This window comes from Aeromonas salmonicida (assembly GCF_028355655.1).
GTDB classification, from domain to species: domain Bacteria; phylum Pseudomonadota; class Gammaproteobacteria; order Enterobacterales; family Aeromonadaceae; genus Aeromonas; species Aeromonas salmonicida.
The window spans coordinates 20,887-47,505 of record NZ_CP110646.1 but is presented as its reverse complement, the minus strand read 5'-3'; the positions used below and the strand labels follow the sequence as shown (position 1 = coordinate 47,505).

Here is a 26,619-nt window from a genome sequence, read left to right as displayed (position 1 = left end):
TGGAACGGCGGGCAGAGTTGCGGTTTAAACCATTGGTTAGCACGTACTCCAGAAGCGACATAGCGCCAGAATGATGCTCAACGTAGTTGTTGATGTGGTACTGCCAGTCGATGGTTGCCTTAGCCAAAACACGTCTCCATTCCTACAACCTAACGATTTTGCCTGTTTGAGGTTGTGTAAACCAGCGGCGAAAGTACCCCCGACCCCCGGCGTACACGCCGCGAGCAATTTATACCCGATTATCCCCGCTATTCCCCCCTGTTCCCCAAATAGATATATACGGGCCAGAATTGGCCCTTTAATGAACAGCCGCAAGCGCATGGTTTGACCATTGCGGGTAAACCCCGGGGAAAATCGGTACTAATAGGGCATTCTGGGAGCTAGAATGGTTTAAATGGGGACGTTTTCGGCATATTATGCCCGCTGGCAACCATGCCAACCTGTCATCAAGGAGCCTATGACAATGACCTCTAAATCTGCTGCAAACACCGCCGAACATCCTAAGCCGTTCATAGCCCTAGTAGCACTGGACGACGGCAGCGGTAATATCGCCTGCTCATTCCACGATGCCGGCGGTGCGGTTTACGAGTCTCACCAGCCCTCCCTTATCGAAAAGGGCGCCGCTGCTGGGCTCGGCGCCTCACACATGAGCAATAGCATTTGGGAGACAGAGGAAGGCGAACGCTTCACAGTCCGCCGCAACCCAACAAAGCCTCTCACCACCCTGGACCCTGCCTACCAGCTCGGCCAAGCCAACCGGGTGCTTGCCATCGACACCATGGCGAAGGCCAACCTGGGCGGCGTGGCCTGTGTTGTTGGCTGTACCCTGCCGGTGGAACAGTTCTACAACCGAGGGGATGAAGCCAAACCAGTAAACGTTGAGCGCATCCAGGCCAAGAAAGACAACCTCATGAAGCGGGCTACCAACGTGTACGGCGCCTATGACTCCCCCGTCATCCTGCATGTGAAGGTTTTCCCAGAGGCCTTCCCGGCCTACTACTACTGCGCCAGCAAGACCCCTAAGGACTACCCAGAGGAGCATAAGACCCTGGTCGTTGACCTGGGCGAGTTCACGGCCGACCTGGCTATCATCAGCACCGGTGACGAATTCGTGGACTTCTCCACTCACGAGCACGGCATACACCTGATGGTGGCCCACTTCCGCACCCTGCTGGCCCGCCACCTGGACGACGTGCAATCCATGCTGGACGCCGACATTAAGAGCATCATCAAGCGCGGTTATATCGGCTCGGACAAGGACAACCCAGCAGCTATCGCCGCCCGCATTGACGTTACTCACCTCATCAAGGAATCGGCCGACTACCTCAACAGCCTGCTGCAGGCCGACATTCGCGAACTGGCCCGCGGCCAGATGCACAACTTGGATAGAATCGTGTTCGTAGGTGGGGGGGCGAACTGGCTCCGCGAGCAGGCCGCGGGATGGCACCACACCGTTGACATTCCCTCTGACCCCCACATGGCCGTAGTCCGCGGCGTCCAGCTGCTGCTGCAAGCGAACGCCAAGGAACTGCAGGCCGAAGCGAACGCCATCCTGGCGGAGAAGGCGGCTGTATGAGCGGCGCAGCAAAGTACCCGCTGACCCCGGAAACCAATAACGTGCATGGTCGATTCGCTCGGCTGTATGAGACAGGAGCGGCAGGCAAGGGGGCGCTGGTCGTTCAGTGTGTCGCGGGCGGCATGATGCTCAAGGAGTGCGGCATCCTGGACACGATCACCATGCTGGACCAGCACCCGGCATATCTGGCCGGCACCCCATCTGTGCGCCGGTCCATTCTGATCAATGAGCTGATCGCCCTGCTGGGGAATCAGGCGCCGGTCCACCAGCCCACCAGCGACGTTTTGACGACGCAACAGGCGGCGCCGGTAGCGGAGCCCTCCCCCACACCTCAAAAGCCAGCTGACAGCCAACCAGCGGCCACCAGCGAGGAAAGCGCTGGAACTCCAAACCTCCCCCGACTGGGGATATAAAAAAGGCGCCTCCGGGCGCCTTCTTCTTTTCTGTCTCTGTCACTTCCCAAGCAGCGCCTGGGCGGCTGTAATCGCCTGCTCCAGAGTGGGAAACGCGCCCTTGTTCGTTGAGCGGTCCCAGGCCCCGCCATCGAGACAGCGCACGTCATACCGGATACCTGTAGGCCAGGCCTCAAACCACGAACGCCGGTGCTCCTCATCAGACGACGCGAACGCGGCCCAATCAATCGTCTTGATGTAGGGTACTCGCCACCAGTCCTTGAGCTCCAGGGGGTCACGCTCCTCGTTCGGGGTGTTATCAAAGTCCTCCCGCAACTTGGGGTTGAGCGGTATGCCAGGCGCCGCCCAACTCGTTTGATTCTCCAGGTAGTGCTCAGGCAGGTATTCATCCACCTCCTCGCACTGCCCATCCACCTCTATCTGTCGTCCCATGCTCTGTCTCTCCAGTGTGTTAAGGCGCCAGGCTCTCGTTGATTCGACGCGCAAACTCTTGCTCGCAGGCCTTCTTGGCATCCTCCAGGTCAGGATAAGGCTTAAAGCTCTCGTATCCATCCTCCCAGGGCGCCTCGTCCACTGTCGGCCAGTCGTCGTCCTTCCACCCCTTCCAGGTGATAAGGAATCGACCGAACGGCGTCATGGCCTCCGTGTGGTTGTATCTGCAACTCTCCGTTGGGGCTGATTCATCAGTCCATGTGAGCGGCTTAACTCTACTCATAGGCCGTTATCCCTCTATCAAGGCCGGCAACGTTTAAGCAATCATTGCAAGCCAACCATTTTACTAACGTCGGGAAAATGGTCAGGATTTGCTTTTACGTTTGCTTATCAGAGCGGAACTGACACCCAGCACTGATAGCACCAGCAGCGCAAACAGAACACCTCCAGATGAAACCCACCCTTTCAAAAAAGAGAAAATAATCAGCAGTAAACAGCATAGAAAGGAGGTAGGTGACCCAACTACTTGTACAAATTTTGTCATAATTTTTTCCTCGATATTCATTCCAGGCCGTGAGCAATTGCCTGTTCGGCGGCTTGCGCCGGTGTCAAACCTTGCTGAAAGCGGGCGAAAAACCACTCATAGCGATCAAACGCCAGATCTCTGCGCTGGCCGCGACTACCCAGCTCCCGCTCCACCAGCTGCTCCCACCCGGCATATGTTTTCTGCTGCTCAGCCAGCCTCTTGGCCTCAAGGGCCATAGCCTCGCAGTCTCGGCCCGTATCCATGAAGTCGGGATCGTTCTCGCCGTACAGGCGATACCATGCCAGCAACTCCTGGGCGATAGCAAAATGCTGGTCATCCAAGCCGGCCACGCGACTCATGTCCGTGGGCCAGTTGATGCCATTCCAGAGCGACAGCGTGAGCCCTCGCAGGGTGATCGCGGCGCCATAGCCATTAAGGAGGATGTGGCGGTGAGTTAAAAATGGTGATTGTTCCATCTTCTTTCCTTGTTCTCGGGGCTTAGGTGCGCGACGCCATGCTACACCAGCTCAGGCGCACGGAACGTTGGTGTGTTCACGAACCCGCCAATGCCGGTTCGGCGGTGGTCGTCTTGGATAACCTGGATGTAACCAGGCCTGAACTTGTTCTCAGCCGGCGAAACGTACCCCTCCGGCCCTTCAAACACCTCGTGGATGGAGTAGCCCAGATCGACCAGGTACACCCGCTTGTGCGAGGCGCCACGCTCGCGGTTGCCGAACAGGGCAATATAGCTGGCCGCAACCGGGTGGCACTCTGCGCCGTAGCTCCAGCGCCCGCCCCCCATGAGGCTCGACTCATCCTGATAGCGGATCTCCTCCCCAACCTTGAAAACCTCCTCGGGCACTCCCAGAGCCTCACAGGCAACAGCTTCATGGTGCTGTTCATGCCTGGCACCACACAGGGAGCACAGGTAAATCTGTTTGATGATTGGCATGTCTCGTTATCCTTCTACGCCTTGCCCAGCAGCCGCAGGCAGTGCTTGCAGTTAACCTGGTCAGTGGGCCCCTCCTGGGGGCTCCCGTCCGCTTCAAATAGCCTGACCACTTGGCCGCAGGCCGTGAATACTTCACCCGCCTTGATCAGGTGCCACTTGCCCCAGGCGGGATCGTGATACCTCTCTCTGGTAGCCCACCGAATGGCAGCAGGCTCTCCAGCAGCAATCATGCCCCCTCCGCCGTACCGAGTGGACCGTACAACCCCTCTTCTGGGTACTCGGTCAAATAGGCGTACACCCCGGGCGGCCTCACATCCCCAACCCCGTCAGCGAATAGCTTATCCAGCTTGATGATGCTCACCTCCGCCTCCAGCTGCTCGGGGTCCTGCTCTCGGTCCGGGCTCATGAAATCCAGCAGCTCTACCAGGTCTTTTCCGCTTAACGTGATCACTTCATACCCCTCAATCCTCAGTGCCTGGACAGTCGTCAAGGCTGGTTCCCGCATCACCTCTCAGCACCCGGCAATCGCACGGGTCAGGGCCACCAGCCCCCCAGATGAAATGGTCGCAATCGTCACACAGCGGGCTCTCCTCGAAGACCGCTATCACCTGCTCCTCGAGCGCCATCACTTGCACCTTCCAAACTTCTTCTTGAAGAAAATCTCACTGTTGATGGCGCCTATCTCAATCTCAAGGGTTGTCTGCTCGTCCATGTCCTTGAAGGTGTCCCGCTTGCTCAGCTTGTCCAGGGCAGCCCGAGCCACCCTTTCCCTCTGCGCCAGAGAGTCCAGCTTGGCCAGCCCCTCCTTGGTCTTGAAATCAAGGCCGGCCGCCTCGGAGTGAAGCGCCAGCAACTCCCCGAGCGGGTCAGCCGCTCTAATGGCTTTCAGCTTCTCCAGGCGGCGCGATAGGCGGGCCTTCTCCGCCTCCAGGGCATCCACCAGGATTTGATCATTGCTTCTTGGTTCGGTCATCTACTCCCCCAGCTCTGGCGCAGAAGTCCGCTTGAATGCAGCCCCTACGTCAACGTCCATCACAGCGGCCAACTCAGGGGACAGCAGGGCGATAACCTCACCAGTGACCCCCTGGGCCTTGTGCCAGTTCCCGAAGTAGTGGAGCGACAGCAGCATGTGCAGAGCTCGGCGCATCACCTCATCATCCACCGGCTGGATGGTCGCTTGGGGCATGTACTTGATGCCGTCTATCAGAACCTCATGCAACATCGTTACCCCCAGAACCGGCCAGTGGCCTTGTTGAAGTGCCTGCATATCCCATGGAAGGGCCCCCGGGACGCGCCACGCTCGATGTAATGGGTTATCTCCTTCTTGGCTCGCCGGCGAGTGCGGTACCAACCGGACGTTACCGCCATGTCCTGGTCGCCAAAGCAGACCAACCAACGGCCCTTGCCGGCCGGGGCGGGCAATATCCCCCACCCCTCCGTCCACCACTCTTGCGCCTTGCTCACTTCTCTACTCCCTGCACCCAATGCCCCTGACTGAACGGGACCACTGCCTCCAGCTGCTCCTTGACCCCGCCAGAGGCCTTGAAGGCCTCCCACGCAACCAGATGCCCCGGGCAATAGTGAACCTCTGGCGCCACCTCCGCAGCATGACGGCCACACAGGGGCCGATCGCAGGTCTTGCCCTCACCCACCGGGAAGTCACACAGATAGCCCGACACGCCCCCGCAGCAAGTGCAGTGAGCCCCAAGATTCCCGCAGAGGTGGCCTATCGGCTTGCCGTCCTTATCGTGAAGCGCGTAGCACGGCATCAGCCTTGCCCTCCCCGCTGCCAGGTGATCACATCCCAGGAGTGGCTGACCTCGGACCGGTCATCTGCCGTTCGCCAGGAACAATCATCCTCCTCCACATGGATCAGCTCGAACTCACGAACCGAACCGGTGAAGCAGTGCTTGAGCTGGCACAGGATCGGCACCTCTGGCGGTGGCATTTCATCCCAGACACTGACCCATTCAGCCATCAGCCTTTCTCCTCGATGTACTTGCGCAGCCCGTCGCGCACCGCCTGGATAATGCGGCACAGGTACAAATAATCGGAATTGGCCATGGTCGGGGGATCACGGAACCACTCCTCACCGAAGGCGGCCACCATCAGCTTGTGGTCGCTGCAATGCGCCTCGCCGATCTCAATCTCCTCGGCACCCTCCCAGAAGGTTCTAGCCAGCCCCTGTCTAGCTCTCGAGCGCGGCGCTGGCGCAGGAACTCGACCCGCAAAAGCCTGGTAAGCTCCTCCCCCTCCGCTGTTACTTCTTCCGGGATGGAGCTCAGATTCTTGGCAAGGTAGTCGTCATCCCGGGCAACAAAGAACTCCTCCACGCTGCGACCAGACATAGAGGGCCAGCCGGCCACCCAACAGGCATCCCAGCAACGAATCGTGATAGTGCCCCGGCCAGGCTCCGGGTTGTCCAGGTAAACGGTGATCGGGTCCAAGTTATCGAGCCCTGTCAGGCGAAGGGCCGTCACATGGGCGGTGGCGACCTCCACCAGCGGCAAATCCTTATTCATGCGTGACATGATTAACCCTCTTGCTCGTCGGCAGGTGCTAACGCATTGCGGGCCAGTTCGCTCAGCTCGGCCCAGCCAGGCAAGGCGCGGTGCTGCTGAACCCATCGAGCAATGTCAGCGGCAAACGTGCCGGCCAGAGCGGTGAACCAGGCAGAGCCCGCATCAATGCCGTTGAGGGTCGCCGTGCGCTCCAGAACAGGCAGAGCGTCGTCCATGAACCATTCCGGTTGCCAGGCCACGCTCCCCCATGGGAATTCAGTGCCTGGATACTCCCGGGCCACTGCCTGGAAAACCTCGGCCATCTGGATCAGGGTGCGCACCTGGCGGCGCGTGAATGTCGTTCTATTCGTCATGTTTTATCTCCAGCCAGTCCACCAGCAGGCGGCGGGAAGCCCAATGCGGTCATTTCGCTGGTCAGCTTGGCGATCTGCCCCTGGAGCTCACCCAGCCTTTTCAGCATGACGCTATGCTCTCGCTGCTTGTTATTGAGCGTCCGCTCGACCTTCTCCACTTGGGTAAGCGGGTGCAAGGTGGTGCTTGGCCGCACTTCGTAATCGCACTCTGGGTCGCCCGGGCAGAACTCGAACCCTGATTCGATATGCAGCCACAGCGCCCGCAGGCAGAAGGGGCAGAACCGCCCCGACAACTTATGGGTGTCTGGGTTCAATTTCCCTCTCCCCCACCAATAATCGCCCGGGACACCCTTCTCAGGTGCTCCCTGGTTTCGTCATTCAGGCACCACTGACTATCCGCCACCTTCTGTAGGTGCAGGGCCGACGCTACCAGCTCAGGGCCAGCATTCTCCAGGCTGGGCGTAGACCCAGTAGCCAGCCACTCAAGCGACACGCCGCAAGAGCTGGCAATTGCAATGACCTTGGATAGGGTCGGCTCGCTTGAGAGAGGCGGAAAATACTTCCTGACGCCAGATTCAGTGAGCCCGCACTTCTCAGCAAAGGCGGCGTAACTCAGCCCACCTTTCAGTTCTATGAGTCGCTGTTGTAATGGCGTGATCATTGCTTCACCCTCACCCAATTGGCCGGAACGTACCGCACATTCACCTTGTCCTTGCGGTCATCCTTCCAATACCGCTCCCCGTACACCCTCAGCTTGAGGCGGCCATCTGGCATCACCTTCAAGATGTGGCAGGGCATCAGGTATGCCTTGCGGGACGGCCCTATCGCATGGACGCAAGCCAACAAGTGCGTCGCGTTATCTCTGTTCAGTTCGCTGTTCACGGCTTCACCCCCTCCATGAATCTCGCTACCAGCGCCAGAGCTTGCCGACGCTCGGCCTGCACTTCCGGGTTGTCCGGGTTGTTGTTCTCGCCCAGGAACGACAGCGGGGTCTTTTCCAGGGCTCTGGACACCCGGCCGTGGCGCTCCTCGCACTGGTACACTGCGCTACGTGTCAGGAAGGGCTTTTGCCCCTCCTTCTCGGCCACATGCAGCCGCTCCAATGCTATCCGGTCGAACGTCATCAGGTGGTCCATGGCGCACAGTGCCAGGCGCAGATCGTCATAGTCTGGGCGCTCACCAGAGCGGGCAGCCCTGATAATCTCCCCCAGCGTCTTGCCGGTCGGTGTCATGCCTGCTGCTCCTTGCCGGCCGACGCTTCGGCCTGCTGCATCAGCACCAACTGATCGCGGTAGCTCACCAGGGCGGCGAACGGGCGGGAATCCAGGGCTATCTTGTTCAGCCCGTTGTTGTCCGTCATCAGCCAAATCTGGCAGCCATCAAACGAGACATAGACGCCATCGCCCAGATAAGCCGGGTGCTGACCCTTCTTCGACTCCTCACCCGCCGACTCAGCGCGGCGCACCGGCAAGATCCGCTCTTGCCCTGCTGGTGGATAGGTGAATCCGCCTACCTGGTCACGGTTCAACTCCTTGAACTGCTCAAACAGATCAGTCCCATTCATCCCGTACCGGCCGGCAAGAGTCCGCAAAGCGTGATCGAACCCTGGGCGCAGCAGCGCAAGATTCCCCAGCGCCAACAGGACAAGCTGGCGATCACCCTCCTCCTCCAGCCGGTTCACGCCGGCACCTCCTACCTGGTAGCCCCACCAAGCCGACTGAATCATCGAATTGCTGTAGCAGTCCCCATCAGCATCACGCCTGAAAAGCTCCTCTGGGGCGCCCATCTGGCCGTACAGCGACCGCATGACCGCCGACTCGAAATTCTCTCTCTGGTTTGCCATCCCTATTCCCCCTGCTGCTTGCCGGCATCGCACCGGCAGGACTCTATCTGCACGCTCCAGGTGCCCTCGAAACGCGGTTCGACCGTACACCCGTCCATCAACCACTCCCCCAGGATCTTGCCCATGTCCTTGCGGTCAGTTCGGCGGGCATCGAGAGCCCCCACATAGGCGCCGCACTGACACAGAGCCACGAACCCGTTGGGCTTACGCTTCTTCATCGCTGACCTCCCGCTTGACCGGAACCCCAACAACGAGGCAAGAACAGCGACCACCAGCATGACCTTGGACGCTCACATAACCCGTCCCCTGGCACTGGTCACATCCGGGGTGCGCCTGGTTCGGGGTCACCCCCTCGAGCTCGCCCAGGATCACCAGCACCTCCGCGGCGGAAATGTGGGGGTGCATGTGCCCCATGTCCTTGCCCACCAGCTCAAGGCAATGATTCTTCAACCACGCAAGGCTCCTCACTGGGCTGGCTCCTCCTGCTTCTCCAGCTCCAGCGGCATGAAGATTTCATAAATCCGTGGCTCATTCAGGAACGACTCTTTAACCACAACCCTAAGCCCCTTCCCCAGCGTCTTGAAGAAGCCAAAGCTGGCCCAGTTGCACGTTTCATCGTTCGACATTTTCAGCCCGCTGTTGCAACGCTCGGAGTCAGTAGACACGCCATTGCAGCTGGGGCAACGGAATTGCCGGCTCGGGATCAAAGCCAGGAAATCCTGGCGGGTGTCGAACACGGACACCTCAGACAGATGAGGAAAGGTGCTCTCCTGGTAGTAGTTGGCGGCTGAATAGCTCCGCGCTTTCTCCACGGCCACCAGCACATCGAGCTGGGAGAGGCCAAGGACCTCTGCATACTCAGCCGTGAACTTGCCGGCGAACGAAGACACCCGCTCAGCGGTTCTATCGTCATAACCACTACACGCGCCCTTGATCTGCTCAAGCACTTCGTTAATCGCTTTTTCCATCTGACAACCCCTCTTTTGGCGTCTTAGGGCGCCGGTTGTTTTGTAACTTTTTACGGCCGGCTGTCCTTGCCATGGCTACGTCCGCTATCAATTTCGTGGTTTCTTTCAGCTCACCGGTCGCATGGTGCAGGCCTAATTTGCTGACAACGGCATGGTGCGCTCGGGTGACCAGCATCAGATTGTCCGGGGCGCAGTTGAGCGGGTTGTTGTCGATGAACCAAATCACATGGCTGGGCGGGATAGGCCCGTGCTCCTGTTCCCAGACAACACGGTGTTTGAGATCCCAGCTCGCCGGCTCGGCAACCTTGATCTCGATGTACCCATCCACACTGACCCGCTCACTGCCCACTGGGCGGTGATTGGCTGGGGTGTCACCCTTCTTAAACCGGGTCTTGATGGAGTCACCACCAGCCGACCAACCTTTCTTGCCCGCATTCCATGAATCAGACCCCGCCTCGAACCGGCCAGTGCGGCCGCTCTTAATCTTGTGGTTGCGAGTAAACCCCCGGATCTGCCCCTCGGTCTTGGTGTCCTGAAATACCGTATTGAACAGCAGCACAAGCTCGGAGAGGGAGTGATTCGGGTATTCACGCTCAATCCATGCCTTCTGGGCGTCGGTGTATGACAGCAGCTTGCCCTTGTTGAGCTCCCCCTTGGCGCGGCCACAAGTAAAGCCGTGGTTTTTCAGACAGGACCGGATCTGTCCAACCGTCTTTTCCTTGCCAAACGTGAAGTTAAACATCGCGGCCGTATCGCTCAGACCGCACTCCTTGTAAGTCTCGGAAATAAACTCAAGCTGGGCCGGCGTGTACTGGTTCGCCTTCACGGTTTCGCCTCAAGCATTTCAGGCATAACACGCCCAAGCTGCAACTCACGGGCGGCAACCTGGGCATCAAGCGCCAGACGGCCGCCATTGATGATCTGAGTGGAAACAGAGGTGATCGCCTTGCTACGGAGGATCTCGTCTTTCAGCGCCTCCCCACTCAAGGAGTCTTCGCCCAGGCGCTCCAGTTGGGCAAAAAGGTGGTTGTTCAGGTCACTCAGCTTGTTCTTCATGGCGGCTATCTCTCAATCCTTGGTCAGTGGTTCAGTCTGGGCAGCAGGTCTTGCTTGTCGCCCATATCAAAACCTGGTTCGTCAGGAAGGCGGCCTTGAGCATCCGGCCACCGAATTTGCACAAGGCGGACCTTGCCGACATCACTCCCGTAGTAGTCCAGGGCCTGAACGATAAATTCCTTCGTCTTGGGAGCGGTGCAATCCACTTCGACCAGATCCACCCTCAACCCGTTTTGCAGTAACTCATTGGAGACACCAAAGAATGCCCCACGCTCCTTATACTTGGCGGTCAGGCTTCCAATCAGAACGTGCTGAATGAGGGGATCCATAGAGCCGACAATAATGATCTCGGGCAAACCCAAAGATGTGAGGCCGACAGTGTAGGCAAAGTCATTCTCTTGAGGACTATCGGTGGCAAACACACTAATCACGCTCGCTTGGCCCTTTGCTATCTTGCTGGCAATGTCCACTTGCAAGTTCTTGTATGCGGTCACGGTACTTTTTCCTTACGCTGATAATGAATCGAATAAACGGGCGTACTTTCTTGAAATATGCTCCCGGGAGACGTCTGCGAGCTTGGTAACGGCCGCCTGTGTCACCTCGGCACACGTCCCTTAAAGGGCCGACCATCGGCGCTGGTTGCGGTCGTCGTAGTCAAGGCCAAAACACACCTTCACTCGGTTGCAAACCGTCTCGCGCTCGCCGTCAATGACGATGAGCCCCTTACCTAGGAATTGACCAAACAGAGTCCGCTGATCAGCGGCAGTCATACGGCCAGCCCAGACCCCAAAAACGGAGCCTGTTTTCTCCAGCAGAAACAGGGCAAGGGCGGCGGCGTAGTCGTGCATGGCGTTTTCTCCAGGTGCTTATATGGCGCCAATAATGATCGAACCCACAACCACAAACAAGAAATATTTTCCTATTGATTGGAAATATTTTCCTTGCAGATTTACTCAGAAGAGGGGTCTTGAGTTGGGTCGTATGGTGTTACTGCATAGGTCTTTTCGTCATATGTCAGGACAAAGGACAAGGGAGCGCACTTGGCCGGCGCTGCAAACCGCATTGCATCCAGAAACATCCCCTGGAGCTTCGCCTGCAGCTGAATGTCACCACCTGGTAGTGGGGCCCCCAACATAAGAACGATTGCCTCTTGGGCCAGTTCGAGTGCCTTCGTGTCAAGGGTGCTACTCATGCGCCCCCCGACCAGGGCGCTTTCAATACGGCGAGCAAGGTCATGATTCCTGGCATACCCAAAGCCGCTTTGGAGCGGGCGCAGAGTCTCGCGCAGCAGCTCTGCCAGGGCGTTAACCTGGGTGGTAGCCTCAGTGAGCCGGTGGTGGTGATTGGCGAGCAGCTGTAGCCGCGAAAGCAGGGGGTGCTGTTCTGGCACTTCGCCGGCCAATATGGCCTTGTCGATGGCAAGGCCGGTTCGGTTGCGCTCCTGCAGCAGCTCCTGCACACGGGCATGAAGGCCTGCACGGTGGGGCCCCTCAACCTCCAGCATCAGCCGCAGCGCCTGGCTGGTGACAAAGCCGAACTGTTCGGCCCGCATTTCCTCAAGGAAGGGGTCAGGATCCGGGGTGCCAGTAACATGGCCTATCTCATGCGCTAGGAAGTGCGCCACCATGCAAGGGTCCACCTCGGCATCTACCCAGGCATGAATCACGTTTTCCTCGGTATCCACCCAGCCCCAGCAGCCCATGGCCCGCATCCCCGCCAGCATTTCCTCATGCGAGAAACTGATCTCGCAGCCGTTCTTGTCCAGCCCACCAGCCTCAGAGCCGGCCAGCAACTCCTTAACCGTCATACCCTGCTCGTTGGCTTCATCGAGCCACAGGGATTCGTGTACTGCCTCCGGGGTGTCGTACCAGATCATTGTCAGCTCTGGCGGACGTGGATCTGACCGGATGGCTTGCTCGCTCTTGATACCTATCATGACCACCTCAAATTCACTTTAAACATCCTACCCATCCCCATCAGTTACGGCCGTTGAAGGCCTTGCTTACTTCACGTTCGTTCGCTATGTCCGTCATCTGCCCGCAGTGCTGGCATTTGCATTTGGTCTTTGCCCTTGTCTCGTCCACCAGCCGGTTCAGTTGCTCCAGGTAGCGGACCACGCGGGACTCCTTGTTGGTGAACTGCTCTATCACCCACATGGGGTTAAGGTGCTCACCGCAGATCCCGCACTCGACATAGCCAAGCGTCTCGTCGTATATGAACTTGTTATGACGGCAATCCCGGGCGAACCGGTCCACCTGCTGAATCACTCGATCGGTCATCGCTCAATACTTCACAAGGCGGATACTGGTGGCATGGACCAGTTCGGCATGGAGAGAAATTGGGCGCTGCTCGCGCTTCACCACCTCGTCATCAGGGCGGGGGCATTCCAGCGGGACGCGATGTAACACCACCTCCCCTGACAAGTAATTCGCCGTATGCGGGATCACCAGTCCCGTGGCCGAGCACCCAACCACCCAGAAACCCGCACTCCCGACACGTTGAAGGTTCGGGCACTCTGCACATGTTTGTTTCATTCCTATCCCTTACAGAATCCGGTCACCCAAGAGGGCGTAGAGATCCCGGGCCGCATCGTTGATTGCCTGCTGGTTGTTGCCACACAGGGCGTAATACAGTCGCTCCAGGAGATCCCCCTGGGTGTTGTCATCTTGTCCAGGCGAGGAGAGCACCACCCTCCCCCGGTCTTTCAGCTCGGACACCAGATCCTCGGTGTCGAAATCACTCAGGCTGACCTCTACCGTCACACTCGGCATGGCTGACCCTCCCTAGTACATGAGAATGACCGGCTTGGTCTTGACGATCTGCTCTACCGCCATTACCTGGGCAGCGTGGAGATATTCTTGGGGCTCCACCGTCAGCAGTACCGGCACGAACCCCGCGCAGGCGAGCCAGGTCTTCGTTTTCCCGTCGAGCACCATGGCCTCCGGGAACAGGGCGCGAAACTCGCTCAATACATTCGACGCCGGCGACGCAGAGCCGAACCCAAAGGCCCGCTGCAGATGGCAGCGACGAACCTCCCCATGAAGCGCCAACATGGCTTCGATAAACCGCAGCCGAGAAAGATTCTTGCTCTTGAGTGCCAGGTCCTTGCTCATCGGCGCCTCCCGCTCCAGGCCATGAACACCCCCTTGTTTTGGTCCCGCATCTTCGAGGACGGCAACAAGGGCAGCAGGGCGATCAAGGTCTTGAGGCGCGGATTTTCAATATGGCCTTCGATCGTGACCTTGGCGCCCGGGTTGAGCTTGGTGTAACGCTCTTTCAGATCCTTGGCCTCTGCATCGGTCAGGTTGTTCTGGACTATGGGCTCTCTATATCGCATTCCTTGCCTCCTCGGCTAAGTGGGCGCCCAGGTGATCAGCAATCACCCGCCCCGGCACCTGCTGGTAATCGCGCTCCATGATGAAAGTCATCCCCAAATCATCGGGCGCCAGGAAAAACTGCTCTTGCTGAATCCCATGGTGAAGGTCCAGCCATCCGGCTTGTTCTTCATTTCCACCAGCACAGCGCCGTACATGGACGAACCAGGCTTGAGGTGCCAGGTCTTATCCGTTTCGTAGGCATCCCGTGTCACAAGCGGGCTCGGCGGCATGAAGTAAGACGTCAAATCGCGGGTCATGATGGCCAACTGGGTCATGCAGCCTCCTGGCAAATGGTCAGTGTTTTTTCGTATTTCACGATGAAGTTAGGATATATGGGGTAGGCCGCTGCGACGCGACACTCGGAAATCTCGTAGTAGCTAGGGTCGAGCTCTATACCGACGAAACTAAACCCCTCCAGCAGCGCCGCTTTGCCGGTACTACCAGACCCCATGAAGGGATCCAGCACTACGCCGCCCGGGGGCGTTATCAGGCGGCACAGCCACCGCATAAGGGCCGTAGGTTTTACCGTAGGATGGTTGTTGCCCTTGGTGGCCGTGTTCTCCACCTTGCGCAGGGTCGTACCACGCTTGAACTGAGGGCCGGGATCAATCATCCCCTCATGCCGGTCTTGCCTGGAGGCCTTGGCGCAGTAGAAGAAACGCGACGCGCTGCCGCTATCCCCCTGGTACGTGCTCCCCTGCTCGTCGGTATTGCCCTTAAAGGCGCCAAAGGTGTTTTTAAACTTGCTGCTGTTGCGCTTGTGAACAGGGGCAGCTGCACCAGCCTGGGCCGGGAACAGAGACACAACCTCCAGGGAGCCGTCGTGGCAGACGTTGGCAGGCCAGCGGCCTAGCTGGGATGGTTGCGACCGGGCGACTGTCTCTCCTATCTGACCAGGTACAGCCGTCAACTTCTTTGCAGGGCCTCCCCATCCAGGGGTTCCAACCTCGGGGGTTTTTCCATTGGGCCAGCCGATCCGGCAACCGTCTACGTTCATGGCGCCGGTGCCATGTCTCAGTACGTTTGCGGCCACGGTCCCCTTGAACGGCTTGCGGGCCAATGTGATCGGCTCCAGCGCCGGCTTTAGCGCAGTACCCCACCCTTCCCAATCGTCAGCCAGGTTGTGTGACTTAGGGAAACCCGAGCCATAAATCCACCCCAGCATCCCATCACGGCCAAAGGCAGCATCCAGGAGTTTTAGCTGGGCCGGGTCGAGACTTTCCACCAGCGCCCGGGCTGCCTCATTGGTGTCGTAGAGATACGTCACCATGTCGCGGATCTCAAAACCGGCGTCCTCGATGTTCGAGGCCATCCTGTGCTGGGTTCGGGTGCCGGCGAACGCGAGGATATAACCACCCGGTTTCAGCACGCGCAGACACTCGCGCCAGATAGCCACACTCGGCACGTCGTAGTCCCACTTCTTATTCATCATCTTGATGCCGTAAGGCGGGTCCGTGACAATGCCATCCATACTGTTGTCTGCAATGCCGGCCAGGACTATCAGGGAATCCCCATTGTGCAGAGAGACGTTCATGCCGCCACCCCCTGATCAATCTCCTTCCCTCGCTTTGCGGCAACGACCAACACAACGAGGCGCAAGGCAGATATGGGGTCAGAGGAAGCGAAAGAGGCCTCATGCTTGCCGTTCGCCATTGAGGCCCTGGCGGTCTGCCCCTCGATCGATACAGTCATTTCCAGAGTCGCTTGCAGCAACAGCGTGTCGTTGCTACAAGTCAACGGACGCCACAGCCGGTATCCATCCCTTTTCCCAATCCGCAAGCAATTGCGCTGCCGCTCATAGCACAGCACTGGACCAATGTCGGCCGCCTTGGCCGCCAGTATTAACAAGTCCTGGTAAGTCAGTTGCTCAAACACCATCATGTCGCCGCCTGCATAGATTCACCCGATTGCCGGGTCAGTAGCTGGCGCCACAGCACCATGGACGTAGAGCCCGGGGCAGGTTCCGCTGACTTCTTGCCAATCACAGCCTTGACCTGCAGTGACACCACTTTAGGACCTGCGCCCTGGACAAAGCGGCGCTCCACGCAAAAGCGATCGCTCTGGTGCAACTTGTTGAGGATCGTGCTTATCGCCGGCACTGTCGTCTCGGCGCCGAACCGGTAACGAAAACCCGCTTCATAGACCTCCCGGGCTGTCATAGATTTGCCCTGCTCCAGCATGAAGGTTGCAAGCTGCACGGTCTTGTTAGGGTTGTCGTGATAACGCTCAACGGGCATCAGACCCCCCTTGCTCACCGCCTGCGCGGGGCAAAAACTCGCCATTGCCGAGCACATCAAGTACCTGGGCAATGACCTCTGGGGGCAAGCCCAAGGCAACTCGCTCCCTCTGGACGATGTACTGACCCGGGCGAGCCGTATCAGCCACAATAAATCCCGCACCCTGCAACGCCACAAGAAGGCGCAGGATACGACTATTGCCCCAACCAAATAGCCGCTGAATATTGACAGAGGCCAACTGCTGGCGGCTCTGTAGCAACTCCAGTAAGGCCTGGCATTTGGTATTTCCCATATCCATCAGTTCGCCTCCTTGGGCTGTTCACCTCTATTGGCTCGATAATCCACCCCAAGCCGATCAGCCTCACGGCGAGCCAAGGTCATCAGTAAATCGCAGCGACTGCCGTAATTCTCAAGGGCCACCAACTGATCCAACATGGCCCGCTCAGTAGTAGATATGCGCAGCCCTCGCAGCTCCAAGATGCCCAGTTCACGCTCCCGCTCACGGCGAGCACTCTGATAGTCGGCTTCCTGCTTGCGGTTGCGAGTACGCTGCCGCCCCCTCTTGATTTCCTCGGTCGCCATAAACACCTCGAATGTGTGAATTACACTACAAGACATATTACAAATTAAGGTTAGGAAGAATTAAGCAAAAAAGCGCCATAACGGCGCCCTGATTATCAGTGAACAGCCTCCTTATCGGCACCGCCAGCCGACAGGTTGTTTTGAGTCGCCACACGGGTTATCGCCTCGCGCCACTGACTCATGTTCAGTTCGCTCAGTCTGGCGATAGGCTGTTCCTTGGTATTTGTCAGGGTGACCTGCTTAACCTGATTTTTAGCCACAGGGAACTTCAACTCCCACCAGTGCCTGGTTGTGTTGTGCGTCACCGTAGCGCCGAACTCGGCCGCGATCGCTTCTAGGTCCTTGCGAAACACCCGGACACCCTGCTCTGCATCCCATCCAGAAGGCTGGGCCACTGCCGGCACATCCAGAGCCTTCCCGCTGTCGCTCAGGACGTACAGGACGCCACCGAACGGCCGCTTTTTGGCCTCGACCAGATAACCAGCCTCAATCAGCCCAACGGCGGCCACGCCACTTATAACGGGCGCCCCAGGGGCTTCCTGCTCCTGCTCCTGCTCGTCCACCAGCTCGATCAGCTTGGTGCCCGTCAGCATTGCCTTGCGGCGCGGGGCAGGCACGACACTGGACAAACGGACCAGCATGTATACCGCTTCGTTTTTCAGGGCGCGGACGATCTCGGCTCGCTTCGGCGTCATTCTCACTATTAAATCTCCTTCATTTGCCAGGCAGAGTTTCGTGGCCAAGGAGGCATAGCCTCACTGAACAACAGGCGGCGGTATCTCATCAGCTCATCGAGGGCTTCTTCAACCCCTTCAACCAGAGTGCAGTAATAACCGCGCTCTGATAACAGGCGCAATTTGAGCACCTGGGGCTCGCTGACCTTACCGCCCTTGGCCTTTAACTCCATACGGCACCCATGATATACGCCGCATGGCAAATCTACGATAATATCCGGGTATCCGTCCTTCTGGCCGCTCGCCTTCATCATTCCAGCCGTCTTGCCGGGGCGGTATCCGCCATTAGGCACCGCACTAATCAGGCTGTAGAGCTCGGGATCCATCACCTCTACCCGGGCGAACAGTTCCACCTGCTCGTAATACTCTTGGTTGCCTTTGCGGAGATCCGGGTTCTTCGCCAGCAGCGCCATTGCCACGGCATGGGGAGAAACATAACCGGGATCGCCCAGCTTGGCGCCTACTGGGTTTTTCTTCTTCCCCTTGCTCGGCACTGCCCCGGGCGGGTTCGGTAGGGAAAAGCTCTTGCCTGAACCGGTTCGCAATCCTTTCTGGGCCCACCCCTGACGCTTGGATACTTGAGCCATCAGAAAACTTTCGTCGAACCTTGACATGATCAGCGTCCTTTCTTGCTGGCTTTGTTGACCTTGTTGGTCTGCTTGGCTAACTGGCGTTGCGCCTTATCGCGGGCACGTACCAGGGAGGCCTGGCTGTTCAGGATGGTCTGGCGGCGAACCTGGAGCCGTTTCTGGGCAGCGTCAATGCTGCCCAGCAGCGGCTCACTGGCATAAGCGGCAGCATTGGCCCGCACCTCGGCATCGGTCACCACATCCAGCAGCGCCTGACGGTCCAGGCCGGCAATGTAATCCGCGATTTCGTCGCGCAGGTGAACAGGCGGGGCAACGGCATCGGTAATGTTATGAGCCACACCGTCAATTTCATGGTGAAGGGTCGGAGTGATCACCACCTGCCGGCCACGTTCATCCGTGTTCGCTGACAAGGCGACCATGCAGCCGCCGCCGTGGCGGCTCGTCCACCACATCAGCGGGCGGGTTTTGTCGATCGGGGCGTCCGACTCCTCTATCAGGCAATCGGTGTGCAGGCTGAACAGCGCAACGTGCCCCTCCTCGCGGGTAAACCCGGGAAGGTTGTTTCGGCCGTGGTAGAGGTGGATCGTCATGTTTGCGTAAACCAGCCGGCGCCCCATTTCACGGATCATAAGCGCCTGCTCCTGGATAGAGCACCCGTAACGCTCCAGCTCCAGCTTGGCGAACTCAAGATCGCGGATCCCCTGCTCTACCGCGTCTGACTGAGAATCAATGTGGGTCATAACATCGCGCAGCTCGCCAGACACGGCGGACAGTCTCACCTTGAGGCCTTCACGCTCGACTGACTGCTCGCGCAGGGCGGCCAGTTCCTCGACGCTGATCATCACCATGCCAGCTGGGGCGAATGCCGGCGACGCCGCCAGCTGTTCACGAACCCGAACCTCGGCCGCCGCGACGGCATTGCTCTTGGCCTTGTCAGCCAGCGCAAGGCTTTCAGTCACTCGGCGCAATTCGTTGCGCAGCTCCTTATCAGATACTTCCAGGGCTCCAAGGTTTTTCTTGGCAATCGTCAGGTCAAGCTGGACCCGGTGAAAATCATTGGTCAGCGCCTCCAGACGTTCCCTGTCATGGTTATAACGGGCTGTCAGGTCGGCCAGCTGCTCGCCGCGCTCGCCTGATTTGGCGGCCAGTTCCTCAGCCACTGACAGTCGATCAGACAGGGAGAGGCATTTGTCCTGCTCGGCCACCAGCAGCGCCCCCAGGTGCTCTAGGGTGGCAGCGTCAGTATCAGCGTCGGCATGGGCCAGCAGTCTGGACTCAAGCTCTGCCTTGGTGCGCTCCAGGCCGACTATGCGAGCCTTAGCTGCCACCATTTCACCGTTGAGCTGAACCAATCGACCCCTGGCCTTTTCGGCGGCGTCCTCGGCAATATTGGCGCGAGCTTCCGCCGCCGCTGCATCACCGCGCAGAGAGATCATCATCGCCTCTGTCAGGCGGTTAGTTTCCGCGTCGAGCATTCCATCCTCGCCCTGGCGAAAGATCGCAAGGGGGACGGATACCATTTCTTCCGTATGTGCTTCTTGGTGCATGAAGATTCCAAACACGTCCAGGTGGGTTTCAAATAATGCTTAGGATGTTATCAAAGCCGACGCGCCAAAAATACTATTTAGTCAGCCAATCCATGACCAGCAGTAAGAAAAGCGGAAGTAATACGGGGAACGAGATCCACCGCACATACCACAAGACATTTGTCAGGCGGCGCTCTGCTTTGAGGTGGTCATGGCACCCCATCACGCACGGCCGCGCAGACGGTTCAGGCCAGCTCGGAAGGATTTAAGCAGACCGCCGCCATAACGCTTATCGGCCTCCCCCAGTCCAGCTATCAGAGCACTCTGCAGCCTATCCTTGCGGGCCAGTTCGGCCTGGAGCTCCGCCTTGGCAAATGCTTCATCCACTTGCCGAGACAGGGCCCACTGCACCGCATGGCACACCACTGTTTTTTTATGCTTCATCACTTTCCCCGTTCAGGCTGCCAGGAACACGACGGCCAAGGCTTTGATATATCCGCCTGGCCAGCTCGTAATCCTTCCGTTTCAAATACGCAGGGCTTACATCCTGCACCGAATCAAACCACTGTCTCACCAGCTCGAGCTCGTCTATCTCAAGCTGCATTTTCGCCTTCCCCTTGCATCAACTCAGGGCGGTTATTTCCCCCTTTTTTTCGGGCCCTCTGGCACTCATTGAGGAGCGCAAACATTGCATTCCATTCACGGCAAATCGCCTCATCCTGCAATGACCAGCAACCGCGCTCAGCGGTCCTGCTTGACCGCCGCCCGTGCCTCTCGGCTCGCTTTTTGGCTATTCCGGGCGGGGTACGTCTGGGCAGTAGCAAGGCCAGCTGTTCGGCTGTCAGGTCTAGGTTATCGTCTATGATTTGGAGCTCTTGCTGGCTCCATGACGGCCCTCGCCTATGCGTTACTTTTTGCCCAACCATCGTTGCTGCTCCCGTTGCGATATGGAGTATCAGTCCTGGTGAGGGATCGGAGCTGACTGATCGGAAATCACCGCGGGAGCAGTACGATCCATCAGCCAAGCCACATGAGGAGCAAAGCGGCTAGTGTTGATATTCATCAGACATTCCAGTGAGGGAGTCCGATAGCCCAGTTCGTAGTTCTTGAGCGTGGTCGGCGGAATACTCAGTTCTTCGGCGAACTTCGGGCGGCTCAAGCCGTAGTATTCACGCAACACGCGCATCTTTTTGCGAAACAGTTGCAGGTCAGCGGACAATTCTTGGGTCAGGGTTACTTTAGACATGGGCACCTCTAAATGATGATTGTCGCGAACTCGGCAGAACGCCGGCTCACACGGTCTAGCAGTTCTTCCATTGCAGCAAAGGCAGCATCTAACGCGACGCCAGCCGCTGTTTGCAGGTCAAGGACCAGCACGGCCGGGTAGCGTGGGCACACCACCGGGCGCAGCAATGGAATTTGGGCCACTTCGGGGAGCGCCCCCGCAGTGTCAGTTAGTCGAATTTCGTTGCTCGCAAAACCTTGATAGCGAAATCCGACTGTTGCGCTGTAATTGAGATAGGCCTGCATATGCTCTGGCAGGGCCGCCACCATCGCCGGCACATCATGCTCGGCGTACCTGGTTGCTGCAGCGGACAGTGACGCCATAACCTGGTTGTATTCAGTGCCGAACTCTTCCCGGATTGATTCAATAAGTACGGACGTGACGGTAATGATTGGTCTGGCTGTCATGGCTGCATGGCCTTCTCGTTGTAACTCTGGGTATTTGCGTCGCCGGCACGGGGCAGGATCTGCTTTGTGTCTGGGTCTATGTGGTAATCGGTTCGGTCTACCTGGTCCCCCAGGGCTGACCAGCCCGGGCGGTTCCGACGGGTGAACATGTCCAGGCGCTTAACGTCGGCGCCGTAGAGCCGTTCCAGGCGCTGGTAAACCTCGTCGGGTTTAACGCTATGCTCCTGCACCAGACTCTCCAGCACCTGGTGGACGCCCTTATCCAGGCGCTCCAACACTCGGCCTTTACCGCGTACCCCGACGATCACAATCTCGGCATTCGAGCGGGTGTAATGGCCCTGGCCCCAATGCCAAAAATCCTTGCACATTTGCTCAACCAGCTCGGGGGTGATCCGGCCCAGCAACTGGCCGGCCAGGACAGGGGTTTTGGACACACTCCGAGGAGTGACTCCCAGCAGGGCAGACAACTGGTTGGTGAGTGTCTTGCGCAGGCGAAAAGCAACATTGCGCCAGTGCTGGGAGGTTCGCTTCACCCACACAAAGCCGAGGGTGCGGTATGTGAACCCCCACGCCTTCATCAGCTCCAGGGAATCCGGCAGCTGGGGGCCAGTGGTCCACATCCACAAGACGGCCGTTGGCGCGGCCAGTTCGGCCACGTTCATTGCCTTCATGTCGGCCAGCTTCATGGTTTCGTAGTGCCTGACTGCCCCGCCCCGGTTTTTGCTCTTGTCGGAATAGCGCCACGGGGGATCAGCGTGAAATAGTTGGAACATCAGTCAAACCTCGAATGGTGTTTTTCAACCCACTTTGTTTCTGCACGGGCCTTGATTTCTTCCTCGCTCCATAAGCCCCGAAACTCACGATGATCGCGCTTCATTGACTGGTGGATTTGCCGCAGCTTGCGACCGCCTGCCAGGAGGTGCTTGATCACGGCTACAGGGTCGGACAGGTCGTATCCGGTTTCATCACAGGCGGCGCACCCGCACTTGCTGAACAGGCCCCCTACCATGCCCGTGCCATTGCAAAAGCTGCATTTGAGCGGAGCGCCTTCTACAGCTTCGGCTCTAGGCTCCGCGTCGAGAGGCGGGAACTTTGCCAGCATGGATGAAGGTGCAGCAGCCTCGCGCTGCTGACGGATGGCTTCGGCTTGTTTGCGTTTGAACTCGGCCAGTTCGGCAGCGAGAGAAGGATCGCGACTCATGCTGTAGCAGTGGGATTCTGAGTTGTCTGCTCTGCCTTGCGTTTGGCTTGACGCTTTTCGCGACGCTTGGCGTTGGTTGTCTCAGCTTTGGTTTCCCGCGCCTGACGTAGATCGCGGATCTCGCGCAGCATGGCTATCCGGTCAGCGATCCACTGGGGAACCTTGTTGCGACGGTAGTATCCCCGGAGCGAGTGATGGCCCTTGAGGCCCAACATCTTTGCAAACTCTGTCTTGCTACCAAAAGCGGTGCCAACCAGCTCGATTTGCGCTGCTTCCAACTCAACCACCGTCATTTTCTAAGTCCTTATCGGCAAACCCATTCAGATACGATACAGGTTCTGGGTACCGGTCCGCAAATATCCTAAGCTATTTTTGTGAGCCATCTAGGAATGGAGTGGAGTTTGAATTATTTTCCATTCAATAGGAAATATTTTCTTGCTTAGTTCGTGACTTGCTCATAATTTGCGCCTATTCTGAGTTTGTCGGTTTCGCATAGGACCGACAAAGGCGCCACCAAGCCGGTGGCTCAATCTCAAATCAAGAAGCGGATTTATGAGATATGGCAACTACCAAAGTTAGTATTTTCAGTGCATTGAAAGGGATCGATTCCTTCGATAAGTTGAAGGAGTTTGAAGCCACTGTGATGAAGATGAAGATCAACTACGATCTTCGGAACCGGCTTTTGAGGCAAGCAACAGAGAACTTTTGCACTGCCTGTCCAATGGACTAAATAAAACATCCTAACATGGGGGCTTGAGCCCCCTTTTTCATGACCATTAGACGACGTGAGATCCCCGCCCACAGTGAGGCGCAGCGGAACTAGACGAGCGAGTTATCCACAGAAAAAAGCTCCGCTAATACCTAAAAGATCCCTCTTTAAGATCCCTCTTTAAAAGATCCTAAAGATCCCCCGCTCTCACGAAAACGGCTGAGAGCCTTGCTGAGCCTGGCCTGGCGGCATGTGGATAAGTCGTTTTGATGTGGCCCTATCTGTAGTTTGATGTGGCCCTATCTGCAATTTATGTCATATTGATGTGGCCCTATCTGCGGAACGATGTGGCCCTATCTGTAATTTGATGTGTCCCTATCTGCAAGCGGATGCCAATCAGACAACCATGACAAGTGCGCGAAAACATGAATAGAAACACCGAAGAATCAGATGGTTACACCCCAGTCATTGAGGAGGGGGCGCTCTTGACCACAGTCAAACACGACAGCTTATCCACCGTTCACCCGAATATCATCTTGCGTACTCAGGTGTTCACCCCGATCGCCAGAAACCCGAAAACAAAAGCGTCTCTCGGCCGCACTGCTGACGTTTCAGACGCCATGCGAGAGCTGATCTTCGCCAAGAACGAGGGTTATGACCGGGTGGTGATCTACGGCGCCAAGCTGGATATAGAAACGGACTTTCGGGTGTGGGGTGGGATCGCCTTGGCATTTGAGAAGGAGGGGTTCAAGCCTGACGGGATCACTCTCTCTTTCAAAGAGTTTGCATCCTTGTGCGGGTTTCCTTCCCGGCACTTGAACACGGCTCTACGGGAGCGCCTAGACCGCTCCCTCACTCGCATCATGAGCCAAGTGATTTCGTTCGGGCGGGATGGGGGTAAGGCCACCTGCAAGACCCACCTACTGCAGCGGGCCGACTACAACCAAGAGGGAGACTGGGTGCGGCTGGTTCCTGACCCTAGCCTCTGGGAGCTCTATCAGATCGACTATAACATCCTGCTATCCATCGAGCTCCAGGAGTCGCTGCGGCGAAAGGAGGTTGCCCAGTGTCTGTATATGTTCATAGCGGCCCTGCCAAAGTCGCCGGCGCCGATCAGCTTTACTCGCTTGCGGGAGCGCGTCGCATTGGCCGCCAGCAAGCCCGCCGAGGCGAACCGGAGCATTACCAACGCCTTGGCCGAGCTCAAGAAGATTGGCTACCTGGACTATGAGATTGTGACCAAGAATCGCGAGCGCTACGTGCTGATACATGAGAGACATAAGCGATTGAAAAACAAATGAAACACCCCTCCAGGATGTAGCCCTAATTGGTAATTCTGTGAGCTAGTTCGCAGCAATGGAATGCCACCAGCAAGAGCGCAGGATAGGGAGATAAATAGGGGGTGAGTTGAGAATACCCATGTGAGCCGCTTCACATATTTCAGGCAAAGAAAAGCCCACCAAGGAGGTGGGCCAAGAGTTCTTTGATCATTTCGGCAGATGATCATTGATCAGGAGCCTAATGATCCTTTAGGCTATCGGTGTGATCCAGGGAGTTCCACCTCCCCGGGCACCAAACAACCGGTCAACTCACCTCTACCAAAGGTTGCTGACTACCAGACTATTTTGCCATTCGCCTGGCACACGCTAGGGTCTTTGCCAGTTCCCTAACATGGTTGCACCATCGCGCAACTGTGTTCAGTCTAACTGACCACGATCCCCCGCTCAAGTGTTTGGCGAGTCCAATTTATGGTATTTGCCTATGACATTAACAAAAACTGCCTGCGCCATAGCGCACAGTGACCAGATTGTCGCCGTTCTCGCCAAGATGCCGATCAGCACCTTTGGCTCCCCCGCCGTCCAGCGCGTCGCCATCCAGATCGCCTCCAGCCTGAACAAGGCGCAAGGGTGGGCCTTCTCCCTGCCGATAAAGTATTTCGCCAAGAAAGCCGAGTGCGCCCCCCGCACGGTTCAACGTGCCTTGCAGTCACTGACTCAGCTCCGGTTCTTCGAGGTGGAGTACCGCAAGGACCCCCATGACGCAAAGAGCAACCTCTCATCTGTGTACCGACTCGGATCAGCGCTGCGCTCAATCTGCGAGCAACTTGTCACCAGGGGGCGATCAGGCGATCGTGGTTCTTTAAAACCAAACACAGACAGACCTACAAGAAAGATCCCCGCTCCCGCAAATTCAGTTTCGCAGAAGCCCACCAGGAAGCCCACCAGGAAGCCCTACAGGCCCAGCAAGGCGAGCAAGCCCACCAGCCCTACCTGCACAGTCCGCACACCCGAAGAATGGGAAGCAAGGCGCCTGGAGGGCATAGAACTGGCCCAGGAGTCCTCCCATAGGGCCATGGCCAAGATGGCAAAGTGGATGAAGGGCGTACTCCCTGCTTGACTGGAAAGGCCTAGGCCTTAATCATGCGTGACATGATTAGTTGGTGAGGCACCTATGAGACTATCGGCGATTCAAAAAGACGTGCTGCTGGTGCTGTTTGCCATCAGCAGCAAGGGGAAAGCGGGCCCGGTTCCCAGCATGGACCTGCTGGGCATGATAAACCGGGGGCGGGATCTCGAGGTGTTTCCCAGCAACTTCCGGGTATCGTGCCACACCCTTGTGGATAACGGCTTGCTGGAAAAATATCGGGACGAACAGCTAAACCTGGGCTTCTGGCCCACGGGTGCGGGGCTGGAGCTGGGCGGCCAGTTCTACAGGGCACGGTTTGAGGGGGCATAGACGGCCCTGGGGTATTGTACGTCTTCGGGTACGTGTGCCATACTCGCGGCGCAAGCAACGACCAAGGAGCAAATCATGCACACCCTCACGTTCTCAGACGCCCGCAAACACTTTGCTGACACCATGAGCCGTGTAACCAACGACGCCCAACCGGTTCGCATCATGCGCCGGGACGCCCCCGACGTTATCATCGTGGACGCCGGCGAGTATGAGGCCATGCTGGAAACGATCTACCTGTTCGGTAATCCGGCGAATGCGGCTCACCTCAACGAGTCACTGGCACAACTGGAGCGCGGCGAAGTTGTCACAGTGGACTATTAATTTCACCCCAAACGGGGCTGCTGACTTTGCCTACTGGCAAGAGATCGATCAGCAAAAGGTAGAGCGGATAAAGGCGCTACTGCACTCTATCAAGGCTGACCCGCTAAGCGGGATAGGCAAGCCTGAACGGCTACGCCACCACAAAAACCCGGCGCTCTACTCTCGACGCATCGACAGGGAGCACCGGCTGGTTTACAGCGTATCGAACGGCACGGTTACCGTTGTTGCCTGCCGGTACCACTACGGTGACAAATAGAAGGGCCGCCAATTGGC

The 26,619-nt window shown here is 57.8% G+C and carries 52 protein-coding genes; 6 read left to right on the top strand and 46 right to left on the bottom strand.

The window, feature by feature from the left end; all coding sequences use genetic code 11:
* Window positions 1–394 precede the first annotated feature (394 nt).
* Window positions 395–1,576: a ParM/StbA family protein gene (gene parM, locus ONZ54_RS22970; RefSeq protein ID WP_334312743.1), complete on the top strand. Its 1,182-nt coding sequence runs from the start codon at window positions 395–397 to the stop codon at window positions 1,574–1,576.
* Window positions 1,573–1,989, top strand: coding sequence for a hypothetical protein (locus ONZ54_RS22965; RefSeq protein ID WP_271788328.1), 417 nt, complete (start codon window positions 1,573–1,575; stop codon window positions 1,987–1,989). Before parM ends, ONZ54_RS22965 begins: the two co-directional genes overlap by 4 nt.
* A 39-nt stretch (window positions 1,990–2,028) precedes the next feature.
* On the opposite strand, the gene ONZ54_RS22960 is transcribed toward ONZ54_RS22965, so the two are convergent.
* The 45 genes from ONZ54_RS22960 to ONZ54_RS22740 form a co-directional block, all read right to left on the bottom strand.
* Window positions 2,029–2,421, bottom strand: a complete 393-nt coding sequence (locus ONZ54_RS22960) for a hypothetical protein (RefSeq protein WP_271788327.1) — start codon at window positions 2,419–2,421, stop codon at window positions 2,029–2,031.
* Between the two features lie 19 nt (window positions 2,422–2,440).
* Window positions 2,441–2,626: a hypothetical protein gene (locus tag ONZ54_RS22955; protein WP_271788326.1), complete on the bottom strand. Its 186-nt coding sequence runs from the start codon at window positions 2,624–2,626 to the stop codon at window positions 2,441–2,443.
* 356 nt (window positions 2,627–2,982) lie between these two features.
* Window positions 2,983–3,423, bottom strand: a complete 441-nt coding sequence (locus tag ONZ54_RS22950; RefSeq protein WP_271788433.1) for a hypothetical protein — start codon at window positions 3,421–3,423, stop codon at window positions 2,983–2,985.
* A gap of 41 nt (window positions 3,424–3,464) precedes the next feature.
* Complete coding sequence (locus ONZ54_RS22945; RefSeq protein WP_271788432.1) at window positions 3,465–3,899, bottom strand: hypothetical protein; 435 nt, start codon at window positions 3,897–3,899, stop codon at window positions 3,465–3,467.
* A gap of 14 nt (window positions 3,900–3,913) precedes the next feature.
* Window positions 3,914–4,129 (bottom strand): hypothetical protein, encoded by a 216-nt coding sequence (locus ONZ54_RS22940; protein ID WP_271788431.1) that lies wholly within the window; start codon window positions 4,127–4,129, stop codon window positions 3,914–3,916.
* Complete coding sequence (locus ONZ54_RS22935; RefSeq protein ID WP_271788430.1) at window positions 4,126–4,350, bottom strand: hypothetical protein; 225 nt, start codon at window positions 4,348–4,350, stop codon at window positions 4,126–4,128. The genes ONZ54_RS22940 and ONZ54_RS22935 overlap by 4 nt, the downstream gene beginning before the upstream one ends.
* Window positions 4,351–4,524: 174 nt before the next feature.
* Complete coding sequence (locus ONZ54_RS22930; protein ID WP_271788429.1) at window positions 4,525–4,872, bottom strand: hypothetical protein; 348 nt, start codon at window positions 4,870–4,872, stop codon at window positions 4,525–4,527.
* Window positions 4,873–5,121: a hypothetical protein gene (locus tag ONZ54_RS22925; RefSeq protein WP_271788428.1), complete on the bottom strand. Its 249-nt coding sequence runs from the start codon at window positions 5,119–5,121 to the stop codon at window positions 4,873–4,875.
* 238 nt (window positions 5,122–5,359) lie between these two features.
* On the bottom strand, window positions 5,360–5,668 hold the full coding sequence (locus ONZ54_RS22920) for a hypothetical protein (RefSeq protein WP_271788427.1): 309 nt from the start codon (window positions 5,666–5,668) through the stop codon (window positions 5,360–5,362).
* Entirely contained in the window at window positions 5,668–5,877 is a 210-nt protein-coding gene (locus ONZ54_RS22915) for a hypothetical protein (protein ID WP_271788426.1), read from the bottom strand. Before ONZ54_RS22915 ends, ONZ54_RS22920 begins: the two co-directional genes overlap by 1 nt.
* On the bottom strand, window positions 5,877–6,041 hold the full coding sequence (locus ONZ54_RS22910) for a hypothetical protein (protein ID WP_465248793.1): 165 nt from the start codon (window positions 6,039–6,041) through the stop codon (window positions 5,877–5,879). Before ONZ54_RS22910 ends, ONZ54_RS22915 begins: the two co-directional genes overlap by 1 nt.
* The gene (locus ONZ54_RS22905) at window positions 6,008–6,430 is read right to left on the bottom strand and encodes a phiTE_072 family protein (protein WP_271788424.1); all 423 of its coding nucleotides are present in this window, start codon (window positions 6,428–6,430) and stop codon (window positions 6,008–6,010) included. The genes ONZ54_RS22910 and ONZ54_RS22905 overlap by 34 nt, the downstream gene beginning before the upstream one ends.
* Before the next feature lie 2 nt (window positions 6,431–6,432).
* Window positions 6,433–6,774, bottom strand: a complete 342-nt coding sequence (locus tag ONZ54_RS22900; protein ID WP_271788423.1) for a hypothetical protein — start codon at window positions 6,772–6,774, stop codon at window positions 6,433–6,435.
* Complete coding sequence (locus ONZ54_RS22895) at window positions 6,771–7,088, bottom strand: hypothetical protein (RefSeq protein ID WP_271788422.1); 318 nt, start codon at window positions 7,086–7,088, stop codon at window positions 6,771–6,773. The genes ONZ54_RS22900 and ONZ54_RS22895 overlap by 4 nt, the downstream gene beginning before the upstream one ends.
* Window positions 7,085–7,435, bottom strand: a complete 351-nt coding sequence (locus ONZ54_RS22890) for a helix-turn-helix domain-containing protein (RefSeq protein WP_271788421.1) — start codon at window positions 7,433–7,435, stop codon at window positions 7,085–7,087. The genes ONZ54_RS22895 and ONZ54_RS22890 overlap by 4 nt, the downstream gene beginning before the upstream one ends.
* Before the next feature lie 217 nt (window positions 7,436–7,652).
* The gene (locus ONZ54_RS22885; RefSeq protein ID WP_271788420.1) at window positions 7,653–8,006 is read right to left on the bottom strand and encodes a hypothetical protein; all 354 of its coding nucleotides are present in this window, start codon (window positions 8,004–8,006) and stop codon (window positions 7,653–7,655) included.
* A complete protein-coding gene (locus ONZ54_RS22880) occupies window positions 8,003–8,617 on the bottom strand; it encodes a hypothetical protein (RefSeq protein ID WP_271788419.1) in 615 nt (204 codons plus the stop codon). Before ONZ54_RS22880 ends, ONZ54_RS22885 begins: the two co-directional genes overlap by 4 nt.
* A gap of 2 nt (window positions 8,618–8,619) precedes the next feature.
* Window positions 8,620–8,835 (bottom strand): hypothetical protein, encoded by a 216-nt coding sequence (locus ONZ54_RS22875; RefSeq protein ID WP_271788418.1) that lies wholly within the window; start codon window positions 8,833–8,835, stop codon window positions 8,620–8,622.
* Window positions 8,822–9,067, bottom strand: a complete 246-nt coding sequence (locus ONZ54_RS22870) for a hypothetical protein (RefSeq protein WP_271788417.1) — start codon at window positions 9,065–9,067, stop codon at window positions 8,822–8,824. Before ONZ54_RS22870 ends, ONZ54_RS22875 begins: the two co-directional genes overlap by 14 nt.
* Before the next feature lie 14 nt (window positions 9,068–9,081).
* A complete protein-coding gene (locus ONZ54_RS22865) occupies window positions 9,082–9,585 on the bottom strand; it encodes a hypothetical protein (RefSeq protein WP_271788416.1) in 504 nt (167 codons plus the stop codon).
* Window positions 9,569–10,411, bottom strand: a complete 843-nt coding sequence (locus ONZ54_RS22860) for an HNH endonuclease signature motif containing protein (protein ID WP_271788415.1) — start codon at window positions 10,409–10,411, stop codon at window positions 9,569–9,571. The genes ONZ54_RS22865 and ONZ54_RS22860 overlap by 17 nt, the downstream gene beginning before the upstream one ends.
* Window positions 10,408–10,641 (bottom strand): hypothetical protein, encoded by a 234-nt coding sequence (locus ONZ54_RS22855; protein WP_271788414.1) that lies wholly within the window; start codon window positions 10,639–10,641, stop codon window positions 10,408–10,410. Before ONZ54_RS22855 ends, ONZ54_RS22860 begins: the two co-directional genes overlap by 4 nt.
* A 23-nt stretch (window positions 10,642–10,664) precedes the next feature.
* Window positions 10,665–11,135, bottom strand: a complete 471-nt coding sequence (locus ONZ54_RS22850) for a DUF4262 domain-containing protein (protein ID WP_271788413.1) — start codon at window positions 11,133–11,135, stop codon at window positions 10,665–10,667.
* A gap of 120 nt (window positions 11,136–11,255) precedes the next feature.
* On the bottom strand, window positions 11,256–11,489 hold the full coding sequence (locus ONZ54_RS22845) for a hypothetical protein (protein ID WP_271788412.1): 234 nt from the start codon (window positions 11,487–11,489) through the stop codon (window positions 11,256–11,258).
* 101 nt (window positions 11,490–11,590) lie between these two features.
* Window positions 11,591–12,517: a hypothetical protein gene (locus ONZ54_RS22840; protein WP_271788411.1), complete on the bottom strand. Its 927-nt coding sequence runs from the start codon at window positions 12,515–12,517 to the stop codon at window positions 11,591–11,593.
* Between the two features lie 100 nt (window positions 12,518–12,617).
* Window positions 12,618–12,920 (bottom strand): hypothetical protein, encoded by a 303-nt coding sequence (locus ONZ54_RS22835; protein WP_271788410.1) that lies wholly within the window; start codon window positions 12,918–12,920, stop codon window positions 12,618–12,620.
* A gap of 264 nt (window positions 12,921–13,184) precedes the next feature.
* Entirely contained in the window at window positions 13,185–13,412 is a 228-nt protein-coding gene (locus ONZ54_RS22830; RefSeq protein ID WP_271788409.1) for a hypothetical protein, read from the bottom strand.
* Window positions 13,413–13,424: 12 nt separating this feature from the next.
* Window positions 13,425–13,754, bottom strand: coding sequence for a hypothetical protein (locus tag ONZ54_RS22825; RefSeq protein WP_271788408.1), 330 nt, complete (start codon window positions 13,752–13,754; stop codon window positions 13,425–13,427).
* On the bottom strand, window positions 13,751–13,978 hold the full coding sequence (locus tag ONZ54_RS22820; protein ID WP_271788407.1) for a hypothetical protein: 228 nt from the start codon (window positions 13,976–13,978) through the stop codon (window positions 13,751–13,753). Before ONZ54_RS22820 ends, ONZ54_RS22825 begins: the two co-directional genes overlap by 4 nt.
* Window positions 13,979–14,065: 87 nt before the next feature.
* The gene (locus tag ONZ54_RS22815; protein WP_271788406.1) at window positions 14,066–14,293 is read right to left on the bottom strand and encodes a hypothetical protein; all 228 of its coding nucleotides are present in this window, start codon (window positions 14,291–14,293) and stop codon (window positions 14,066–14,068) included.
* Window positions 14,290–15,552 (bottom strand): DNA-methyltransferase, encoded by a 1,263-nt coding sequence (locus tag ONZ54_RS22810; RefSeq protein ID WP_271788405.1) that lies wholly within the window; start codon window positions 15,550–15,552, stop codon window positions 14,290–14,292. The genes ONZ54_RS22815 and ONZ54_RS22810 overlap by 4 nt, the downstream gene beginning before the upstream one ends.
* Window positions 15,549–15,899: a hypothetical protein gene (locus ONZ54_RS22805; protein ID WP_271788404.1), complete on the bottom strand. Its 351-nt coding sequence runs from the start codon at window positions 15,897–15,899 to the stop codon at window positions 15,549–15,551. The genes ONZ54_RS22810 and ONZ54_RS22805 overlap by 4 nt, the downstream gene beginning before the upstream one ends.
* Window positions 15,896–16,255 (bottom strand): hypothetical protein, encoded by a 360-nt coding sequence (locus ONZ54_RS22800; protein ID WP_271788403.1) that lies wholly within the window; start codon window positions 16,253–16,255, stop codon window positions 15,896–15,898. Before ONZ54_RS22800 ends, ONZ54_RS22805 begins: the two co-directional genes overlap by 4 nt.
* Window positions 16,245–16,553, bottom strand: coding sequence for a hypothetical protein (locus ONZ54_RS22795; RefSeq protein ID WP_271788402.1), 309 nt, complete (start codon window positions 16,551–16,553; stop codon window positions 16,245–16,247). Before ONZ54_RS22795 ends, ONZ54_RS22800 begins: the two co-directional genes overlap by 11 nt.
* Entirely contained in the window at window positions 16,553–16,837 is a 285-nt protein-coding gene (locus ONZ54_RS22790; protein ID WP_271788401.1) for a hypothetical protein, read from the bottom strand. Before ONZ54_RS22790 ends, ONZ54_RS22795 begins: the two co-directional genes overlap by 1 nt.
* A gap of 95 nt (window positions 16,838–16,932) precedes the next feature.
* A complete protein-coding gene (locus ONZ54_RS22785) occupies window positions 16,933–17,532 on the bottom strand; it encodes a hypothetical protein (RefSeq protein WP_271788400.1) in 600 nt (199 codons plus the stop codon).
* 8 nt (window positions 17,533–17,540) lie between these two features.
* On the bottom strand, window positions 17,541–18,185 hold the full coding sequence (locus tag ONZ54_RS22780) for a VRR-NUC domain-containing protein (RefSeq protein WP_271788399.1): 645 nt from the start codon (window positions 18,183–18,185) through the stop codon (window positions 17,541–17,543).
* A 2-nt stretch (window positions 18,186–18,187) separates the two neighbouring features.
* Window positions 18,188–19,708 (bottom strand): coiled-coil domain-containing protein, encoded by a 1,521-nt coding sequence (locus ONZ54_RS22775; protein WP_271788398.1) that lies wholly within the window; start codon window positions 19,706–19,708, stop codon window positions 18,188–18,190.
* Window positions 19,709–19,909: 201 nt separating this feature from the next.
* Window positions 19,910–20,131, bottom strand: a complete 222-nt coding sequence (locus ONZ54_RS22770; RefSeq protein ID WP_271788397.1) for a hypothetical protein — start codon at window positions 20,129–20,131, stop codon at window positions 19,910–19,912.
* Window positions 20,121–20,291: a hypothetical protein gene (locus tag ONZ54_RS22765; protein WP_271788396.1), complete on the bottom strand. Its 171-nt coding sequence runs from the start codon at window positions 20,289–20,291 to the stop codon at window positions 20,121–20,123. Before ONZ54_RS22765 ends, ONZ54_RS22770 begins: the two co-directional genes overlap by 11 nt.
* A 351-nt stretch (window positions 20,292–20,642) precedes the next feature.
* Window positions 20,643–20,933, bottom strand: a complete 291-nt coding sequence (locus ONZ54_RS22760) for a helix-turn-helix domain-containing protein (RefSeq protein WP_271788395.1) — start codon at window positions 20,931–20,933, stop codon at window positions 20,643–20,645.
* 8 nt (window positions 20,934–20,941) lie between these two features.
* The gene (locus tag ONZ54_RS22755) at window positions 20,942–21,379 is read right to left on the bottom strand and encodes a hypothetical protein (RefSeq protein WP_271788394.1); all 438 of its coding nucleotides are present in this window, start codon (window positions 21,377–21,379) and stop codon (window positions 20,942–20,944) included.
* Window positions 21,376–22,152 carry an MT-A70 family methyltransferase gene (locus tag ONZ54_RS22750; protein WP_271788393.1) on the bottom strand — a complete coding sequence of 259 codons (777 nt, stop codon included), beginning with the start codon at window positions 22,150–22,152 and terminating at the stop codon, window positions 21,376–21,378. The genes ONZ54_RS22755 and ONZ54_RS22750 overlap by 4 nt, the downstream gene beginning before the upstream one ends.
* Window positions 22,152–22,580 (bottom strand): hypothetical protein, encoded by a 429-nt coding sequence (locus ONZ54_RS22745; protein ID WP_271788392.1) that lies wholly within the window; start codon window positions 22,578–22,580, stop codon window positions 22,152–22,154. Before ONZ54_RS22745 ends, ONZ54_RS22750 begins: the two co-directional genes overlap by 1 nt.
* Entirely contained in the window at window positions 22,577–22,873 is a 297-nt protein-coding gene (locus tag ONZ54_RS22740) for a hypothetical protein (protein WP_271788391.1), read from the bottom strand. Before ONZ54_RS22740 ends, ONZ54_RS22745 begins: the two co-directional genes overlap by 4 nt.
* An 841-nt stretch (window positions 22,874–23,714) precedes the next feature.
* Between ONZ54_RS22740 and ONZ54_RS22735 the strand changes: the two genes are divergently transcribed.
* The gene (locus tag ONZ54_RS22735; RefSeq protein ID WP_271788390.1) at window positions 23,715–24,590 is read left to right on the top strand and encodes a RepB family plasmid replication initiator protein; all 876 of its coding nucleotides are present in this window, start codon (window positions 23,715–23,717) and stop codon (window positions 24,588–24,590) included.
* A 466-nt stretch (window positions 24,591–25,056) separates the two neighbouring features.
* Here the strand turns inward: ONZ54_RS22735 and ONZ54_RS22730 are convergent, their stop codons facing one another.
* On the bottom strand, window positions 25,057–25,194 hold the full coding sequence (locus ONZ54_RS22730) for a hypothetical protein (RefSeq protein ID WP_271788389.1): 138 nt from the start codon (window positions 25,192–25,194) through the stop codon (window positions 25,057–25,059).
* Between the two features lie 546 nt (window positions 25,195–25,740).
* On the opposite strand from ONZ54_RS22730, the gene ONZ54_RS22725 reads away from it, so the two are divergent.
* From ONZ54_RS22725 to ONZ54_RS22715, 3 genes are all read left to right on the top strand, one after another.
* The gene (locus tag ONZ54_RS22725; protein WP_271788388.1) at window positions 25,741–26,025 is read left to right on the top strand and encodes a chromosome segregation protein ParM; all 285 of its coding nucleotides are present in this window, start codon (window positions 25,741–25,743) and stop codon (window positions 26,023–26,025) included.
* Window positions 26,026–26,100: 75 nt separating this feature from the next.
* A complete protein-coding gene (locus ONZ54_RS22720; protein WP_271788387.1) occupies window positions 26,101–26,346 on the top strand; it encodes a type II toxin-antitoxin system Phd/YefM family antitoxin in 246 nt (81 codons plus the stop codon).
* On the top strand, window positions 26,327–26,602 hold the full coding sequence (locus ONZ54_RS22715; RefSeq protein WP_271788386.1) for a Txe/YoeB family addiction module toxin: 276 nt from the start codon (window positions 26,327–26,329) through the stop codon (window positions 26,600–26,602). The genes ONZ54_RS22720 and ONZ54_RS22715 overlap by 20 nt, the downstream gene beginning before the upstream one ends.
* The last annotated feature ends 17 nt before the right edge of the window (window positions 26,603–26,619 follow it).